The 16,374-nt window shown below is 63.9% G+C and carries 19 protein-coding genes; all 19 read left to right on the top strand.

Annotated features, from left to right (window positions below; all coding sequences use genetic code 11):
* Positions 1-212 precede the first annotated feature (212 nt).
* The 19 genes from BTO02_RS20595 (at position 213) to BTO02_RS20505 (ending at position 16,363) form a co-directional block, all read left to right on the top strand.
* Positions 213-890: a Crp/Fnr family transcriptional regulator gene (locus BTO02_RS20595; protein WP_075159125.1), complete on the top strand. Its 678-nt coding sequence runs from the start codon at positions 213-215 to the stop codon at positions 888-890.
* Between the two features lie 144 nt (positions 891-1,034).
* Positions 1,035-1,592, top strand: a complete 558-nt coding sequence (locus tag BTO02_RS20590; protein WP_075159124.1) for an RNA polymerase sigma factor — start codon at positions 1,035-1,037, stop codon at positions 1,590-1,592.
* 110 nt (positions 1,593-1,702) lie between these two features.
* Complete coding sequence (locus BTO02_RS20585; RefSeq protein ID WP_075159123.1) at positions 1,703-1,936, top strand: RebB family R body protein; 234 nt, start codon at positions 1,703-1,705, stop codon at positions 1,934-1,936.
* Between the two features lie 26 nt (positions 1,937-1,962).
* Entirely contained in the window at positions 1,963-2,700 is a 738-nt protein-coding gene (locus BTO02_RS20580; protein WP_232243620.1) for a hypothetical protein, read from the top strand.
* 37 nt (positions 2,701-2,737) lie between these two features.
* Complete coding sequence (locus tag BTO02_RS20575; protein WP_075159122.1) at positions 2,738-3,703, top strand: hypothetical protein; 966 nt, start codon at positions 2,738-2,740, stop codon at positions 3,701-3,703.
* 93 nt (positions 3,704-3,796) lie between these two features.
* On the top strand, positions 3,797-4,264 hold the full coding sequence (locus tag BTO02_RS20570) for a hypothetical protein (protein ID WP_075159121.1): 468 nt from the start codon (positions 3,797-3,799) through the stop codon (positions 4,262-4,264).
* A gap of 8 nt (positions 4,265-4,272) precedes the next feature.
* Positions 4,273-5,334 (top strand): extracellular catalytic domain type 2 short-chain-length polyhydroxyalkanoate depolymerase, encoded by a 1,062-nt coding sequence (locus BTO02_RS20565; RefSeq protein ID WP_083615284.1) that lies wholly within the window; start codon positions 4,273-4,275, stop codon positions 5,332-5,334.
* Between the two features lie 63 nt (positions 5,335-5,397).
* Positions 5,398-5,964: a hypothetical protein gene (locus tag BTO02_RS20560; RefSeq protein ID WP_075159120.1), complete on the top strand. Its 567-nt coding sequence runs from the start codon at positions 5,398-5,400 to the stop codon at positions 5,962-5,964.
* Between the two features lie 23 nt (positions 5,965-5,987).
* Positions 5,988-6,428 carry a lysozyme gene (locus tag BTO02_RS20555; RefSeq protein ID WP_075159119.1) on the top strand — a complete coding sequence of 147 codons (441 nt, stop codon included), beginning with the start codon at positions 5,988-5,990 and terminating at the stop codon, positions 6,426-6,428.
* 110 nt (positions 6,429-6,538) lie between these two features.
* A complete protein-coding gene (locus tag BTO02_RS20550) occupies positions 6,539-6,739 on the top strand; it encodes a hypothetical protein (RefSeq protein ID WP_075159118.1) in 201 nt (66 codons plus the stop codon).
* Entirely contained in the window at positions 6,732-7,436 is a 705-nt protein-coding gene (locus BTO02_RS20545; protein ID WP_075159117.1) for a hypothetical protein, read from the top strand. Before BTO02_RS20550 ends, BTO02_RS20545 begins: the two co-directional genes overlap by 8 nt.
* 75 nt (positions 7,437-7,511) lie before the next feature.
* Positions 7,512-7,835, top strand: coding sequence for a RebB family R body protein (locus BTO02_RS20540; protein WP_075159116.1), 324 nt, complete (start codon positions 7,512-7,514; stop codon positions 7,833-7,835).
* A 28-nt stretch (positions 7,836-7,863) separates the two neighbouring features.
* Entirely contained in the window at positions 7,864-8,190 is a 327-nt protein-coding gene (locus BTO02_RS20535; protein WP_075159115.1) for a RebB family R body protein, read from the top strand.
* Between the two features lie 41 nt (positions 8,191-8,231).
* Complete coding sequence (locus BTO02_RS20530; protein ID WP_075159114.1) at positions 8,232-8,558, top strand: RebB family R body protein; 327 nt, start codon at positions 8,232-8,234, stop codon at positions 8,556-8,558.
* Between the two features lie 292 nt (positions 8,559-8,850).
* Positions 8,851-10,260, top strand: a complete 1,410-nt coding sequence (gene leuC / locus BTO02_RS20525) for a 3-isopropylmalate dehydratase large subunit (protein WP_075159113.1) — start codon at positions 8,851-8,853, stop codon at positions 10,258-10,260.
* 14 nt (positions 10,261-10,274) lie between these two features.
* Complete coding sequence (gene leuD / locus BTO02_RS20520) at positions 10,275-10,928, top strand: 3-isopropylmalate dehydratase small subunit (protein WP_075159112.1); 654 nt, start codon at positions 10,275-10,277, stop codon at positions 10,926-10,928.
* A 39-nt stretch (positions 10,929-10,967) separates the two neighbouring features.
* Positions 10,968-12,035 carry a 3-isopropylmalate dehydrogenase gene (gene leuB, locus BTO02_RS20515; protein ID WP_075159111.1) on the top strand — a complete coding sequence of 356 codons (1,068 nt, stop codon included), beginning with the start codon at positions 10,968-10,970 and terminating at the stop codon, positions 12,033-12,035.
* Positions 12,036-12,436: 401 nt separating this feature from the next.
* Positions 12,437-13,558, top strand: coding sequence for an aspartate-semialdehyde dehydrogenase (asd, locus tag BTO02_RS20510; RefSeq protein WP_075159110.1), 1,122 nt, complete (start codon positions 12,437-12,439; stop codon positions 13,556-13,558).
* Positions 13,559-13,729: 171 nt separating this feature from the next.
* The gene (locus BTO02_RS20505) at positions 13,730-16,363 is read left to right on the top strand and encodes a FimV/HubP family polar landmark protein (protein ID WP_075161231.1); all 2,634 of its coding nucleotides are present in this window, start codon (positions 13,730-13,732) and stop codon (positions 16,361-16,363) included.
* The last annotated feature ends 11 nt before the right edge of the window (positions 16,364-16,374 follow it).

Here is a 16,374-nt window from a genome sequence, read left to right as displayed (position 1 = left end):
AAGATGCACCAGCACGGCCATGCCTGTTGCATATGATCGCCAGTCATCGAGACGCAAGACCGGCACAACGTCTACGGCGGCGGCGCGTGAACAGCTTCGACGCGAAGCTATCTACCCAGGCAGGGTAAAGGCCGCTCGCGTTTCACATTTGTCAGACGCAAACGTTTCCGCTAGTCAGTTGCACCGCCAAACAACGACAACGCAGAGACGTCATGTCAACCGTCACCTATGCCGAAGCGCTCCGGTCCACTCCGCTGCTTCAGGGACTGCCGGACAAACTCATCCTGCATATCGAAGACCACGCCGCGCCGTGGCCGGCATGCCGTAACCGCCTGCTGTTCTTCAAGGGCGATCCCGAGGACTTCATCGCTTTCGTCCACCGTGGCCACATCTATCACACGCTGCACGAGCCGGGCGGGCGGGAAATCATCCTCGACTACACGCTCGCGGGCGGCATCGTCGGCGAGAGCGCATTGCTGCATCCGCGCCGGCGCAGCTTCAACGCGCAGTTGAGCGCGGATTGCCAGGTGTCGCTGCTGCGCGCCCGGCACTTTGCCGAACTGCAGGCCGATGCGGTCTTCATGCAACGCATCCATGAGCAGCTATGCAGCCGGCTGCAGCAACTGAGCGACTTCGTCGAGTCGGCATGCCTTTACCGGCTCGAAGCGCGAGTCGCGCGGCACCTGCTCACGCGCATGGAAGGTGCCGATCAGCCCGAAGTCCGGTTACCTGGTAACCAGAGCATCATGGCCGCCATGCTTAACGTAAGCCGGCCGCGGCTCAATTCGCTGCTGCAACGATGGCAGCGCGAAGGCCTGATCAGGCCGCACGCCCATATGCTGCGCATCGATAACCCGGAGCGTTTGCGCCATATCGCCGCCGCGCAATGACGCCCGCGAGGCCCGCCGTCGCGCCAGCGCAAGCGTGACGGCGCGCCGTGCCGATCCCGTCCCGCCGGCGCTGTTACGCGGGCAACTGCTTTGCTCATATCATTCGCCGGATTCTGCTGCTTCCACACGTACGGGAGAAGCAGAATGGCCATCACGACTGACCGGGGGGATCGAGCGAGGTCCCCCGCCGCGAACCAGTTCGACGACACCTGGAGGGAAATGCACAGCAAGTTGAGGCGCCGTGCGCGCCTGCTGTGCAAGGGCGACCCCTACAAGGCCGACGACCTGTTGTCCGACACGGCGCTCAAGGTTCATCTCTACATGCTGCGCTCGCCCGAGCGCGTGAAGAATCTCGCGGGGTTTTTCTTCCTCGTGCTGAACCACGCGTTTCTCGATCACACGCGTCGCTGCGGACGCGAGGACCGCGTGATCGAACACGGTGGCGAATGGGAAGACGACTTCACCGCCGCCGTGCCCGATCATGCGCCGCCCGCGGAGCAGCAACTCGCGCTCAAGCAGCAACTCATCCGTATGGAGCGGGCGGTTGCCACGCTCACGCCGCAACAACGCGCGCTCTTTGCGCTGCGGTTCGAGGAAGACCTGCCTTATCCGCAAATCGCCGCCGTGCTCGGCATCAGCGAAACGCTCGCGCGCAAGCGCGTCGAACTGCTGCGCAAGAAGTTGCGCAAGAAGCTCGACTGAGCCGCTTCACAAACGCGCGAGCCGCGCGTCCGTAATCACCGAGCACCAGCGCGGCGGGACCATCCCGGCTCCGCTTTTATCAACCCCTATGCCGTACCGAAGGAGTCGTCATGGCGGACAACACTGCTGTCAACGGCCAGATCACCGATGCCGTCACCCAGACCAACGTCAAAGTCGTCGCGGAGGCGCCGGCGCAGGCGATCGCGTCGCTGTACCAGTTCGCCAGCCACTCGGCCGGACTCTCGCTGCAAAACGCCGTGCATAGCCAGCAGGCGTTGAACCAGATTTCGAGTGCCGTGATTTCGAAGGCCGTGACGATGATCATGTCCGTCGGCGAGAAGTGACGCCGCGCGCCGAGGAGACATGAACCATGAGCCTCAAGGACTTCTTCACCGGCAAGCAGCCCGCGGCAAGCGGCGGCTCGGGCGCGGCGCCGGCGGGCGGGGCGGCGTCGGGCGGCGCAGGTACGGCTGCGTCAGACGCAGGTGCGGCCCCGAACGTGAGCGCTAGCGTGGCCGAAGCGGCGCCTGCTGCCACCGCTGCCACCCCAACCGCCGCTGCTGCGCCAGCCGCCCCGGCTGCCAACGGCGCCGCCAGCGCCACTAACACGGCCGCCCAAACCCCGCCGCAACCACCGTCGAGCCCGCTCTCCGGTTTCACGGGGCAGATGCAATCCGCACCGCCCGCCGGCGGCACCGATGCGCTCAACAGCCAGATCGTGCAATCGGTGCAGATGAGCAACAGCGAAACGGCCGCCTATGCGAGCAGCCAGATCGCCGTCGCACCGAACATGATGATCACGCAGGCGAGCGGCCTCGTCGCGCAGTCCGCCGCGAACTACTTCGACGGCGCGAGCAAGCTTGCGCTCGCGAGCAAGGGCGTGCTGCTCAAGAACATGACCGAGAAGCTCGTCGCCGAGGACATCAAGGGCGCGGCCGAAGACGCGCTTGGCGTGCTGATCACGGATCTGCTCGTCGGCACGGCTGCAGCGGTCGCGGCGGCGGCCGGCGCCATCGAAGGCGAAGCCGCGCATTTCGCGTTGGACAAGATCGACCAGAGCCTGAACAAGTATCAGGCGCTGCTGGACAGGAAATCGAAAGCGGCATGAGACGGCTGAACCGCCCATTCAAAGCCAGGAGAACATCATGAAGAAGCAGACTGTTGTCACCATCATCAAGAGGAACCCGGCTAACGACTATGTCCGCAAGTCGTTGCCGGAGCGCGTCGACATCATCAGGGATGCCTGCGCCGAAACCGAGTATTTCATCAAGAACAGAAACCAGAATATCAACCCGTCGGATATCCGGGCCGTCGTGATAGCGCCTGAATATTTCCTGTCGAAAAATTATATTGCGAGCCTCGGCAGGGAAGCGCTCTTCATCCACCGGAACGAGATGCTTGCGGTTCGCGAGGAAATCGCAAAGATCAGCGAGCAATACAAGAATGTGGTCATCATTCCCGGAACGGTCGGGTACCTGAAGGAGGTCACCCCGCTCAGGGCGGTCAAGGCGCTCGACAGGCTTGCCGCGGAAACCGGGCAGGGCCTGGCACTCACTCTTCCCAGCGGCATCGGGAGCTATGCGGAGTACAAGGAATTCTGGAGACTGAAGCTCAGCGATCCCGCTGCCGCTTTTTATATCTATTCGAATTCCATGTTCGCCTTCTTTAACGGAAATATCTGGAAGCATAGAAAGACGCTGGGTTTCCACGAAAACAAGGACGCGCCAGAACACATTCTGTCTATTAATCGGACCGACGAGAGTTTCGTTGCGGATATCGCGGGCAGGGCATTTGGGCTCGAAATATGTTTCGAGCACGCCATGGGATCGCTCACAGCCTTTCCGAACACCGCCGCGGTCGACTTTCATATCGTCGCCTCCGATTACGTCGTGCGGCAAGACCAGCATGTGAAGCTGAAAAGCGACGGCTATTTCATCCACGCGTCCACCGAGCCGGGCCAGATTGTCGTCCATGATTTCAATCGCCGCGAAATCTATGTGACGGCGCGCGTTGATCAATCCCTCAACTTCTACGTGATCAACACGCCCGAACCGGCCTATCGACTGAGGCGCGCGGCGTTCAGGGACACGAAACCCGTCGCGCTTTCGTGACGCGACCGCGCGGGCGTGACGAAGCCCGGCGCCGACCCGTTCGGCCGGGCGCCGCGTAACCGGAATTGCAGCTCATCGACAGGATCGTTTTCCATGCCCTTGCCCGTACCGGATCCCCGGCTCGACGACGTGCCGCAAACACGCACGCCGGCCGCGCTGCCACCGATGAGCAGGAGCCCGATCCATCTGCTGTCCGCGCTCGTCACTGTCTCCGTGGACAAGCTTTGGGAAAGGATGCTGCTCGACATGGTGAAGACGATGCCGCTGCAGGACAAGGAGCGCTTCCTCCTGTACGTCGGCCTGCTGTTATTGATTGCGACGATGCTCAGCATCACGCTCACGCAGTACATGGTCGATAACGACACGCTGGGCATCGCTTTCGCCAAAGGGCTGGCGCTCGGTGTGCTCGCGGGGTTGCCGTACTCGTTCAGTTCGACCGAAATGGGGCTGTTCTTTATCGGCTGGTCCGGCATCAACGAGTTGCAGAAACAGCAGAAGGAAGCGCGGCAGAAGCAGCAGGATCATGAGCAAGGACCGCAACGTTCCACCACTACTTCATAGGACCCATCATGCGATCGATATCCGCTTGGTTTCGAGGGCTCGCCGCAATCCTGCTGGCGGCCTTGACCGCAGGCGCTGTCTGCGCCGCCGACGCACCACCGTTGCCGGCACTCGCCGCCGACCCCGCGCAAACGACGGTATCGGGCCTCTCGTCGGGCGCCTTCATGTCCGCGCAGTTCAGCGTCGCGTATTCCGCGAGCGTCGCGGGTGCGGGCATCGTCGCCGGCGGGCCGTTCTATTGCGCAGGGCTCGGCCGGTTGAACGGCCCTGAACGCTTCCTGAGCACGGCGGTCACGCTGTGCATGACGCCGGCGGGTCCCGGCCCGTCCGGCGCCGAGGCCTTCAAGGCAGCGCAGCGATTCGCCGCTGAAGGCGCGATCGACCCGGTGCAAAACATCAAGCGGCAGCGGCTCTACATTTTCACGGGCGCGTCGGACAGCATCGTGTTGCCGAAGGTCGTGAAGCAGACCGAAGCGTTCTACCTGAGCGCGGGCGTGCCAAGACAGCAGATCCAGTACATCGACACGATCAACGCGGGCCACGCGATGATCACCGCGAACCGCCAGGATCTTGCGTGTGCGGCCAATGCGCCGCCCAATCTGAACAACTGCGGCTTCGTGCAATCGCAAGACATCCTGCGCCAGATGTACGGCAATCTGAACGCGCCGGTTGCAAAGCCCGGCGGTGACCTGGCGGACTTCGATCAGACCGAGTTCGCGAAAAACGGCTACACGGGTATGTCAAGGGTCGGGCACGTCTACATTCCGGCGGCGTGCCGCACCGAAAGCTGTCGCGTGCATGTCGTGTTCCACGGCTGCACGCAGGAAGACAGCCGTATCAACGACCGTTTCTACAGGACGACCGGTTACAACGAACTCGCGGACAGCAACCGCATCATCGTGTTGTATCCGCAGATCCGTACCGACCCGGTGCGCAATCCGTTGGGCTGCTGGGACTTCTGGGGCTACACGAGCAAAGACCCGGCTCATCCCGATTTCTATAAGAAGAGTGCGCCGCAGATGGCGGCTATCGATGCGATGGTGAAGCGCCTCACAAGTCCGCGCCGATAAGAAGCGCACGCAGGCCGCTTTGACGAAAGACCAAACAAAAGGACCAACACAAAAGGACCAACGATGAACACACCGAACCTCGCAACCGGGCGCGGCAATGACAGCAACGGTTCGCCGGACTGGCTCCTGCTCGCCGGCAGGCTCGCGCTCGCTCGCGTTCCGTCGGCCGCGGACTGGAAGGACGCGCTCAAGGCCAGCCTCGCGAGCGGCGACAACTTCAGCGAGCGCATGCAGGAAGCGTCGCGACAATGGTCGTCCGCGTGGCAGCAGCACAGCGATTTCGCGGGCTTTATCGAGTATTGGCGTCAATGCGGCGAAACCGCGCAGGAGTTGAGCAGGCGGTTCCTCGACTGGCAGATGCAGTCGGCCGCGCAATGGCAGCAACAGGCCTTTGCGCTACTGCCGCAAATGCTGAATACGCGCGGGCAAGGCGACATGGCGCTCGTGTCCGGCGCGGCGCAGCAGGCAGCGCGAAAGCAATGGGACGATCAGACGGGCGCGCTGTCGCAATGGGCGAGCGGCATCTCGCCGGCGTTTCTGCAATGCCTGCAGCAGTGGCTTGCCGCGAGCCCCGAGACAAGCGGCGCGTCGCGCGCCTCCGGCGACACGACGCCTGGGAATCCGGAATAAACGACTTGATGAGGAGAAGCGACATGAAAACGAATCAGGCCGGCTTCAATCTGATCAGGCAATTCGAAGGCTTGCGCCTTATCGCTTACACCGACGTAGTGGGCGTACTGACCATCGGGTACGGCCATACGGGCCCGGATGTGAAGCCGGGGCTTGTCATTACACAGGCCCAGGCTGACCAGTTGCTTGGCGACGATCTGAGCCGCTTCGAAAGCGGTGTCGACAGGCTCGTGACGGCGCCGGTCAACGGCAATCAATACTCGGCGCTCGTCAGTTTCAGCTATAACCTGGGCCTCGGCAGCCTGCAAAACTCGACGCTGCTTCGGCTCCTCAACGAAGGCGACTACAACGGCGCCGCTCAGCAGTTTCCGCGCTGGGACATGGCCGGCGGACAGCATCTGCCTGGCCTGCTCAAACGCAGGCAGGCGGAGCAGTCGCTCTTCGAGACGCCGGCGTACAGCTGACCTTCACAAGAGTCCTGCCTGCGACGTTCTTGCAAACAGCCCGGCCGCAATTTCGGCCGGGCTGTTTTTGCATCTTTCACCGCTCTGCTTCCTTCTCAGGAGAACACGCCATGCAAGACGATCTGAAACAGCTGCACGACGCCGCGTCGAAGCTGCTCGGCAGCCATCTGAGCACGTGGGCCCAGTCGCTGATGCACGCGCCGGCCGGCCACGACGACAACGCTTTCCTCGGCGAGCTGCATGCGCTGCTGTCTGTCCGCAGCGCGCTCTCGCCTTTCATCGGCAACGAGCGGGACGCGAGCCATGGCTGACGACGCGCTGAATCCCGCGCTGCGCCAGATCGCCGAGCAATACCTGAACCGTCCGCTCGAAGCCGAGGAGGAAGCGCAGTTGCTGAAGTTGCAGCAAGGCTTCCAGGGCCGCTCGCCGGCCGGCGGCGCACGGAACGTCGTCGACGATGCGCGGCGCCAGGCGCAGCTCGCGATGACGCAGGGGCAAGCGCAGGCCACGTCCGGTATGCGCGGCATTCTCGAATCGATCCAGGCCAGTTCGACGCAGGCGCTCGAGGTTCAGGAGAAGGAGGAACAGGCCATCGTCCAGTTGCTCGAGAGCTGCAAGACGCTGTCCGACCTGCGCCCCGCGAGCCTGAACCCGGGCCTTTCAGGCTTGCAGCCCGGCAACCAGCTGGCGCTGACCCAGATCGCCGGGCACCTCGCGAACCTCGCGAAGCAGGAAGTGGAGAACTGCTTCAACCAGCAGTTTGGACCCCTGATCACGCAACTGAAGGAACTGATCCAGCGCCTGAACGACGAGGACGCAGCGAAGGTTGCGGAAGATGCCGCGCGAGCCGCCACGCAGGTCGCCGCACCCGCGCAGGAAGCTACGCCGGCGCAGGCAGTTGCGCCGGCACAAGCCGCTACGCCAGCGCAAGCCACAGCCGCCACGCCGGCCGCATCGGCGCAGGCACCCGATGTTCACGACGCGAGCGGACAGGCGTCCATGCAGTAGCACAGCGGGACGCCGCCACACATCGGCATCGGCTTGCCGCGTGCGCCCACTCTTCAACCAGCAAAGGAGCAAACCATGTCTTTCCCGACTTCTGTCAACGATCAGATCACCGACGCTGTTACGCAATCGAACGTCAAGGTGCTCGGCGAATCGCCGGCCATGGCGATCGGTTCGCTGTATCAGACGATGGCCCATTCGACGGGCATCCTGTTCGAAAACGCCGTGTCGTCCCAACAGCAGCAGAACACGCTGACGCAGGCCGCTTCGAACATGGGCGTGATGCAGATCTACAGCATGGACACGATGGCCGGCGCCGCGGGCACCGAGAAGGTCTCGCAGGCGGGCGTCGCCGACAACCTGACGAGCCTGCTCACGGTCCTGCAGTCGTTCCGCCGCTGATTTCCGCTTACGACACGGGAGCTGAACAATGGCCTACAACACCTATGTCAATAGCCAGATCACCGACGCCGTCACGCAAGCCAACGTCAATGTGCTGGCGCAATCGCCGGCCGTGGCGCTCAGTTCGCTGTTTCAGACGATGGCGCATTCGTCGGGTGTTCTGTTCGAAAACGCAGTGTCGGCTCAACAGCAGCAGAACACGCTGTCGCAAGCCGCTGCGAATATGGGCGTCATGCAGATCTACAGCGTGGATACGATGGCCGATGCCGCGAGCACCGAGAAGGTCAGCCAGGCGGGAGTATCCGACAACCTGACCAGCATGCTCACGACGCTGCAAGCGTTCCGCAACCCCTGACGCGCCGCACGCGCTAAACGCTTAGCCTTAGGAGATACACGATGACTTTTCCAACGTCCGTCAACAACCAGATCACCGACGCCGTCACGCAATCGAACGTGAAGGTGCTCGGCGAAGCCCCGGCGATGGCGATGGGCTCGATCTATCAGACGATGGCGCATTCCACCGGCATTCTGTTCCAGAATGCGGTGTCGGCGCAGCAGCAACAAAACACGCTTGCGCAGGCCGCGGCCAATCAGGGCGTGATGCAGATCTACAGCATGAATACGATGGCGGGCGCCGCCGCCACCGAAAAGGTTTCGCAGGCCGGCATCGCCGACAATCTGACGAGCCTGCTCACCGTGCTGCAAAGCTTCCGGAACCCCTGAGCACTGGGCTTTTCTTCGCCGCGTCGCCGAACCTCGATCGCGAGGGGCAGCGACATCGGCGACATATCGGCCCCTTTACCCTGCATGCGTGTCGCGCGGCAGGGTTTTTTTATATCGCACGCATTCGAGGTTGCCGACCAGGTTTAAGGGGTGCTTGTAATACAGGTATCGTCACTACTAGCCAAGCTGCTGTTTTCTATTGGTTTTTTCGGGTTTTGTACGCAGGCGATGGGTGCTGCGTGGCATAATTCCCGGACAGCATTGCAACGTAGTCACAACTACCCCGCATACCATGGCACAGACTCTCTACGACAAATTGTGGAACACGCATGTGGTCCACACCGAAGACGACGGCACGACGCTTCTTTATATCGACCGTCACCTGCTGCATGAAGTCACGAGCCCGCAGGCGTTCGAAGGCCTGAAGCTGAACCAGCGCCCCGTGTGGCGCATCAGCGCGAACCTCGCCGTGTCCGACCACAACGTGCCCACCACCGACCGCAGTCACGGCATCGCCGATCCCGTTTCGAAGCTGCAGGTCGATACGCTCGATGCGAACTGCGATTCGTTTGGTATCACGCAGTTCAAGATGAACGACATGCGGCAGGGCATCGTGCACATCATCGGACCCGAGCAGGGCGCGACGCTGCCGGGCATGACGATCGTCTGCGGCGATTCGCATACGTCGACGCACGGCGCGTTCGGCGCGCTCGCGCATGGCATCGGCACGTCGGAAGTCGAACACGTGCTGGCTACGCAGACGCTGCTGCAAAAGAAGAGCAAGAACATGCTCGTGAAGGTCGAAGGCACGTTGCCGCGCGGCTGTACCGCGAAAGACGTCGTGCTCGCGATCATCGGCAGGATCGGCACCGCGGGCGGCACCGGCTACGCAATCGAATTCGGCGGCTCGACGATTCGCGCGCTTTCGATGGAAGGGCGCATGACGGTGTGCAACATGGCGATCGAAGCAGGTGCGCGCGCGGGCATGGTCGCCGTCGACGATACCACCGTCGAGTATCTGAAAGGCCGTCCATTCTCGCCGACCGGCGCGGAATGGGATCAGGCCGTCACGTACTGGAAGCAGTTCAAATCCGATCCCGATGCGCACTTCGATCGCGTGGTCGAACTGAATGCCGCGGAAATCGTGCCGCAGGTCACGTGGGGCACGTCGCCGGAAATGGTCACGTCGGTCGACGGTCGCGTGCCCGATCCCGAGCGCGAGAAGGATCCGGTCAAACGCGACGCCATCGAGCGCGCGCTGAAGTACATGGCGCTCGAGCCCAACCTGCCGATCGAATCGATCAAGCCGGACAAGATCTTTATCGGCTCGTGCACGAATGCGCGCATCGAAGACCTGCGCGCGGCCGCGTGGGTGGTGAAGAAGCTCGGCCGCCGCGTTGCGCCGAACATCCGCCTCGCGATGGTCGTGGCGGGCTCGGGTCTCGTGAAGGCGCAGGCGGAGCGCGAAGGGCTCGACAAGGTATTCACCGATGCGGGCTTCGAATGGCGCGAGCCGGGCTGCTCGATGTGTCTCGCGATGAACTCGGACCGTCTGGAGCCGGGCGAGCGTTGCGCATCGACGTCGAACCGCAACTTCGAAGGACGTCAGGGCGCGGGCGGACGCACGCACCTCGTGAGCCCGGCGATGGCGGCTGCGGCAGCGATCGAAGGCCATTTCGTCGATATTCGCAAACTGGGTTGAGAGGCACAAGCGTCATGGACAAATTCACCGTACACACCGGCCTCGTCGCGCCGCTCGATCGCGAGAACGTCGATACGGACGCGATCATTCCGAAGCAGTTTCTCAAGTCGATCAAGCGCTCGGGTTTCGGCCCGAACGCGTTCGACGAATGGCGTTATCTCGACCACGGCGAACCCGGCATGGACAACTCGAAGCGCCCGCTGAACCCGGACTTCGTGTTGAACCAGCCGCGCTATCAGGGCGCCTCGGTGCTGCTCGCGCGCCAGAACTTCGGCTGCGGCAGCTCGCGCGAGCATGCGCCGTGGGCGTTGCAGCAGTACGGCTTTCGTGCGCTGATCGCGCCGAGCTTCGCCGACATTTTCTATAACAACTGCTTCAAGAACGGTCTGCTGCCGATCGTGCTGAGCGGGCAGCAGGTCGATCATCTGTTTAACGAAACCAGCGCGTTCAACGGCTTCCAGCTGACGATCGATCTCGAGGCGCAGGTCGTGCGCAAGACCGACGGCAGCGCCGAATACAAGTTCGACGTCGACGCGTTCCGCAAGTATTGCCTGCTGAACGGCTTCGACGATATCGGCCTCACGCTGCGCCAGTCGGACAAGATCCGCCAGTTCGAAGCGGAACGGCTCGCGAAGCAGCCCTGGCTCGGTCATCGGATCGTCGGCTAAGCCGCGTTTCGTTTCGCCCTATACGAATAAGGAACACGCATGAAGATTGCAGTATTGCCCGGCGACGGCATCGGTCCGGAAATCGTGAAGGAAGCCGTGAAGGTGTTGAACAAGCTCGGCGAAAAATTCGAGCTCGAAGAAGCGCCGGTCGGCGGCGCCGGTTACGAAGCGGCTGGCCACCCGCTGCCCGACGCGACGTTGAAGCTCGCAAAGGAAGCCGACGCGATCCTGTTCGGCGCGGTCGGCGACTGGAAGTACGACAAGCTCGAGCGCGCGCTGCGTCCGGAGCAGGCCATTCTGGGCTTGCGCAAGCATCTGCAGCTGTTTGCGAACTTCCGTCCGGCGATCTGCTATGCGCAATTGACGGGCGCATCGTCGCTGAAGCCGGAAATCGTTTCGGGACTCGATATCCTGATCGTGCGCGAATTGAACGGCGACATCTATTTCGGTTCGCCGCGCGGCGTGCGCGAGGCGCCGGACGGTCCGTTCGCCGGCGCGAAGGAAGGGTTCGACACGATGCGCTATTCGGAGCCCGAAGTGCGCCGCATCGCGCACGTCGCGTTTCAGGCTGCGCTAAAGCGCGGCAAGAAGCTCTGTTCGGTCGATAAGTCGAATGTGCTCGAGACGTCGCAGCTGTGGAAGGACGTGGTGATCGACGTCGCGAAGGAATACGCGGACGTCGAGCTGTCGCATATGTATGTCGACAACGCGGCGATGCAGCTCGTGAAGGCGCCGAAGTCGTTCGACGTGATCGTCACCGGCAATATGTTCGGCGATATTCTGTCCGACGAAGCGGCGATGCTGACGGGTTCGATCGGCATGCTGCCGTCCGCGTCGCTCGACAAAAACAACAAGGGCCTATATGAGCCTTCGCACGGTTCGGCACCCGATATCGCGGGCAAGGGCGTGGCAAATCCGCTTGCCACGATTCTGTCAGCCGCGATGATGCTGCGCTATTCGCTGAACAGGACGGAGCAGGCCGATCGCATCGAAGATGCCGTGAAGAAAGTGCTCGAACAGGGTTTGCGGACCGTCGACATCGCCACGCCGGGCTGCCAGCAGGTCGGCACCGCGGCGATGGGCGATGCAGTCGTCGCTGCCCTGTAAGCGAGATTGCCAAGAAGAAGTGGAAGGGCCGGCCGGCGCCCGGTTCGCCAGACGCGCCGGCCGTAGCTTTCAAACGCATTCGCCGGGAGCACGAACGCGCGTGTCGTTTAGCATCGTTCGTGCCCAAAACTAGCCAAAACGCCGCTAAATTAAAGGTTTTCGTGTAGACTCACGCAATGGCGCTGATTCCCCCAATCACTTCGGTCTCGAGCAAGCACGGCAAAACGGCCCGTGCGATCGAACTCGCCATCAGCATTGAAGCACTCGTTACGGCGCGCATTAGCACGATCACCCCGAAAACGATTACGAAACGTTAATCGTCCGTCGTGCCCGCCCGTCTTCCCCGCGCGGTCACGCCGGGCAAAGTTGCGGGGAAGCGTCCACTCCAAGGGTATGAAGTCATGAACGTAGGTCTCGTAGGTTGGCGCGGCATGGTCGGCAGCGTCCTGATGCAACGCATGCAGCAGGAAGGCGATTTCGATCTGATCGAACCGGTGTTTTTCAGCACCAGCAACGCGGGCGGCAATGCGCCGTCGTTCGCGAAAAACGAGACCAAACTCAAAGACGCCAACAGCATCGACGACCTCAGGAAGTGCGATGCGATCATCTCCTGCCAGGGCGGCGACTACACGAACGACGTATTCCCGAAGCTGCGCGCGGCCGGCTGGAACGGTTACTGGATCGACGCGGCATCGGCGCTGCGTATGAAGGACGACGCGGTCATCATCCTCGACCCGGTCAATCTCGACGTCATCAAGAACGCGCTGGTCAAGGGCCAGAAGAATTTCATCGGCGGTAACTGCACGGTGAGCCTGATGCTGATGGCGTTGGGCGGCCTGTTCCGCGAAAACCTGATCGACTGGATGACGGCGATGACGTATCAGGCCGCATCGGGCGCGGGCGCGCAGAACATGCGCGAACTGCTCGCGCAGATGGGCACGCTGCACAGCGCGGCGCAAGCGGATCTCGCGAATCCGGCGTCGGCGATTCTCGACATCGACCGCAAGGTGCTCGCCGCCATGAACAGCGACAGCATGCCGACTGAACATTTCGGCGTGCCGCTCGCGGGCTCGCTGATTCCGTGGATCGACAAGGATCTCGGCAACGGCATGTCGAAGGAAGAGTGGAAGGGCGGCGCCGAAACCAACAAGATTCTCGGCAAGCCGGCCATGGGCGAGCCCGGTTCGGTCCCGGTCGATGGCCTGTGCGTGCGGATCGGCGCAATGCGCTGCCACTCGCAGGCATTGACGATCAAGCTGAAGAAGGACGTGCCGCTCAACGAAGTGAACAGCATTCTCGCGTCGGCGAACGACTGGGTGAAGGTCGTGCCGAACGAGCGTGAAGCGTCGATGCGCGATCTTTCGCCGGCGGTTGTCACGGGCACGCTGACGGTGCCGGTCGGGCGTCTGCGCAAGCTCGCGATGGGCGGCGAATATCTGTCTGCATTTACGGTGGGCGACCAGTTGCTGTGGGGCGCGGCCGAGCCGCTGCGTCGCATGCTTCGCATTCTGCTCGACAAGTAAAGTAAACTACGCGCTCAAGACGCGTATAACACTTACAGCAACAACAAAAGCGTCGCGATTTTCGCGGCGCTTTTTTACATTTGGCGCTTCTACATCTTGTCTTTGTTCATCGCAAACCGCGCAAGCACACTTCGCCAAACTGGGCTGCGCGCGCACGCGCACAGCGCACCGATGATCGCTCGATTTCCTTTCCTGCACGCCGCGGCGATGTTCGACGGCGCACGCTTGCGCACGGTAACGGCCGCTGTTTTGCTGGCCGCGGCGCAAACGTGTGCTGCCCAGGCGGCACCCGGCGGTGCCGCGGCCGCGAGCGCGCCGGCCGCGGCGAGTATGTCCGCCGCCGCGAGTACGCCCGCGGTGCCCGCAGGGGCGAGCCAGGTGACGGTGCAGGCCGGGCAGTCGCTGCACGACATCGCAGTCGCGGCCACGCAGTCGCATGACCGGGCGGTGCTCGCGCGCGCCACGAAAGCGATCTTCGACGCCAATCCCAGCGCGTTCATGAAGAACGACCCGAGCCGGATGAAGATCGGCGCGCTGTTGAACGTGCCGGCGCTCGATGCGACGGGCGCTGCGGTGGAAGGCGCAGCGGCGGCAGGGGCTTCTGCTGCGACGACGGCATCGGGCGCTATGGCGGCCGCGGTGCCCGGTGGCGCGGTTGCGGGGCCGGCCGCTGCAATGGCAGGCAACGCAGCGAGTTCGGCCGCCGCGGGTTCGGCGGCAGCAGTGGCCGCCGGTGCGAATGCCAGCGCTGCGCAGGCAGCAGGCGGGCAGGCGGCTGCGGCGGGTTCGGCGACGGCTGCCGCAGCGACGGCATCTTCGCCGACCGCGGGGAATCCGACGAATCCGGCGAGCGCGCCTGTCGCCGACGCGTCGGCGTCGGCTGCGGCATCGGCGCCGGCAAACGCGACTGCGGCAGTCGCGCCGGCATCGGCACCATCGGCACCATCGGCGTCTGCGCCGGCCACCGGCGCCAGCAGTTCGCAGGCTGCCGCGGCGAGCAGCGGCAACGTGTGGTCGGGTTCGATCCAGTCCGCGCCGGTTCAGCCCGCCGCGGGCGCCAGCGGTGCCCAGGCGGCATCGGCCGGGGCGCCGCAAGGGGCGTCGCAAGCGCGGACTCAGGTTTCAAGCCTTCAGCAGTTGCTCGCGCTGAAGAACCGTGTGCTCATGGAGCTCCAGAAGCACGGTATAGGGAAATCGCAGACGGCAAGCGGCGTCGCGGCGGCGAATGGTCAGCCGGCGCCGGGCGTCGGCGCGTCGGGAGCGGCTGGAGCGACGAGTGCGCCGGCGATGGCCGCGCGTCCGCCGGCCGCATCTGCATCGCCGCAGCAGCCGGCGGCTGCTACGTCGACGTCGAAGCAGGAATATGTCGGCGCGGCCGCGCTGATCGGCGCGCTGCTAGCCGCGGTAGTCGCGGGACTCGCGATGCGCCGGCGCAAGCGCGATGGCGCGTCGGCCGCGCGCGCGCGCAGTGGCGCGGGATTGAGCGCCCCGGACGGCGGCGTGCAAGCCGTGGAATCCGCCGCTGCGAACAGCGCAGCACGCGGCGCCGCCAACGCTTACGACGCGATGGCGAAGAGCGGCGTGTCCGCCGCAACGCATGAGCCGCCGTTACCATCGGACGATGTCGATGACGTCCCGCCGTTGACCGAGCGCGTTTCACCGCCTGCCGGCAGCGGCGTGACGTCCGCGCAGTACGGCGCATCGGCCGCGCATTCGACGACGGCATCGGGCGCGGCCGCGGCGACAACCGGCGTGACCGGGGCCGCCGCGCTCGATGCGGCTGCGACGCGCGACCAGCGCGCCGATCCGTCGCGCGAACCGCAGGCGTTCGATCAGCCAGACGATCACAGTAGTAATCGGGAATCGCTTTTCGAGCCCCCGGCGGCTCGAGCTGATGCGTCGGCACACGAAGCGCCACCGATCGACGAAACCGATGCCGAAGCACCCGAAATCGAGCCGGACACGCCGACGGAGCATACCGAGCCGACCGGGCCCGCTGCCGAACTGCCGCCCGATGTCGCGACGCCGGCCACGAGCGCCGAACACGCCGCCGCGACCGCGGACATCGACAGCATTCCGACACTTTCGGAGCCGATGTCCACGGAACCGGCCGCGGCAACAGCCGATACCGAAGCGGTCGTGCATGCAGAGCCTTTTAGCGAAGCACGGCAGCCGTCGGCTGACCAACCCGCTCCAGAGCCCGTAGCTGAACAACCGACAGCCGAAGAACCCGTAGCCGAAGAACCCGCAGCGGCCCCCGAATCAGCAGCAGAACCCTCCGCGGCAGAATCCGACGAAACGCACGCGGCCGCACCGCAATTCCCGCGCGCCGCGCTGGCCGCGCTGGGCAGCCTCGACATGTCCTTGCCCCCGCGTGCTGCCGAACCTGCCGAGCCGGTCACGCCACCCGCATCGTTGACCACGCAACCGGTCGTCGAACCCGAAGTGACCGCGCAGCAGGCGGTACCCCCGCACGAGCCCGAGCCGCCGCGAGTCGGAGAGCAGATCGAGGCGGGCACAGCGGGTCACGGCGCGATCGCCGGCATGGGCGCGGCCAAATACGGCCCGCTCGCGCTCGACTTCGACCTCGAGTTGCCGCCGGGTCCCGCCCAGCCGCTGCCGACCTTCACGCCCGAAGAGCTTGCCCGCATCGCGCGCAACAAGCTCGAACTGGCCGCCGAATACATCGAACTCGGCGACGTCGCGGGCGCACGGACGCTGATCAACGAAGTGATCGAGTCCAACGACGCCGCGACGCGCAACGAAGCGCGCGCGATGCTGTCGACGCTCGCGCCGCTGTCCTGAGGCGCGATGTC

The organism is Paraburkholderia sp. SOS3, from assembly GCF_001922345.1.
Lineage (GTDB): Bacteria > Pseudomonadota > Gammaproteobacteria > Burkholderiales > Burkholderiaceae > Paraburkholderia.
Note: the sequence above shows the minus strand (reverse complement) of the source record. Positions and strands in the feature narration are given on the sequence as shown.

What these genes read in the sequence shown, in the direction of transcription:
- leuC (WP_075159113.1), top strand. Translation starts at nt 8,851, where the DNA reads ATGGCACAGACTCTCTACGACAAATTGTGGAACACGCATGTGGTCCAC.
- leuD (WP_075159112.1), top strand. Translation starts at nt 10,275, where the DNA reads ATGGACAAATTCACCGTACACACCGGCCTCGTCGCGCCGCTCGATCGC.
- BTO02_RS20580 (WP_232243620.1), top strand. Translation starts at nt 1,963, where the DNA reads ATGAGCCTCAAGGACTTCTTCACCGGCAAGCAGCCCGCGGCAAGCGGC.
- BTO02_RS20540 (WP_075159116.1), top strand. Translation starts at nt 7,512, where the DNA reads ATGTCTTTCCCGACTTCTGTCAACGATCAGATCACCGACGCTGTTACG.
- BTO02_RS20590 (WP_075159124.1), top strand. Translation starts at nt 1,035, where the DNA reads ATGGCCATCACGACTGACCGGGGGGATCGAGCGAGGTCCCCCGCCGCG.
- BTO02_RS20570 (WP_075159121.1), top strand. Translation starts at nt 3,797, where the DNA reads ATGCCCTTGCCCGTACCGGATCCCCGGCTCGACGACGTGCCGCAAACA.
- leuB (WP_075159111.1), top strand. Translation starts at nt 10,968, where the DNA reads ATGAAGATTGCAGTATTGCCCGGCGACGGCATCGGTCCGGAAATCGTG.
- BTO02_RS20550 (WP_075159118.1), top strand. Translation starts at nt 6,539, where the DNA reads ATGCAAGACGATCTGAAACAGCTGCACGACGCCGCGTCGAAGCTGCTC.
- BTO02_RS20585 (WP_075159123.1), top strand. Translation starts at nt 1,703, where the DNA reads ATGGCGGACAACACTGCTGTCAACGGCCAGATCACCGATGCCGTCACC.
- asd (WP_075159110.1), top strand. Translation starts at nt 12,437, where the DNA reads ATGAACGTAGGTCTCGTAGGTTGGCGCGGCATGGTCGGCAGCGTCCTG.
- BTO02_RS20530 (WP_075159114.1), top strand. Translation starts at nt 8,232, where the DNA reads ATGACTTTTCCAACGTCCGTCAACAACCAGATCACCGACGCCGTCACG.
- BTO02_RS20545 (WP_075159117.1), top strand. Translation starts at nt 6,732, where the DNA reads ATGGCTGACGACGCGCTGAATCCCGCGCTGCGCCAGATCGCCGAGCAA.
- BTO02_RS20560 (WP_075159120.1), top strand. Translation starts at nt 5,398, where the DNA reads ATGAACACACCGAACCTCGCAACCGGGCGCGGCAATGACAGCAACGGT.
- BTO02_RS20565 (WP_083615284.1), top strand. Translation starts at nt 4,273, where the DNA reads ATGCGATCGATATCCGCTTGGTTTCGAGGGCTCGCCGCAATCCTGCTG.
- BTO02_RS20555 (WP_075159119.1), top strand. Translation starts at nt 5,988, where the DNA reads ATGAAAACGAATCAGGCCGGCTTCAATCTGATCAGGCAATTCGAAGGC.
- BTO02_RS20505 (WP_075161231.1), top strand. Translation starts at nt 13,730, where the DNA reads ATGATCGCTCGATTTCCTTTCCTGCACGCCGCGGCGATGTTCGACGGC.
- BTO02_RS20595 (WP_075159125.1), top strand. Translation starts at nt 213, where the DNA reads ATGTCAACCGTCACCTATGCCGAAGCGCTCCGGTCCACTCCGCTGCTT.
- BTO02_RS20575 (WP_075159122.1), top strand. Translation starts at nt 2,738, where the DNA reads ATGAAGAAGCAGACTGTTGTCACCATCATCAAGAGGAACCCGGCTAAC.
- BTO02_RS20535 (WP_075159115.1), top strand. Translation starts at nt 7,864, where the DNA reads ATGGCCTACAACACCTATGTCAATAGCCAGATCACCGACGCCGTCACG.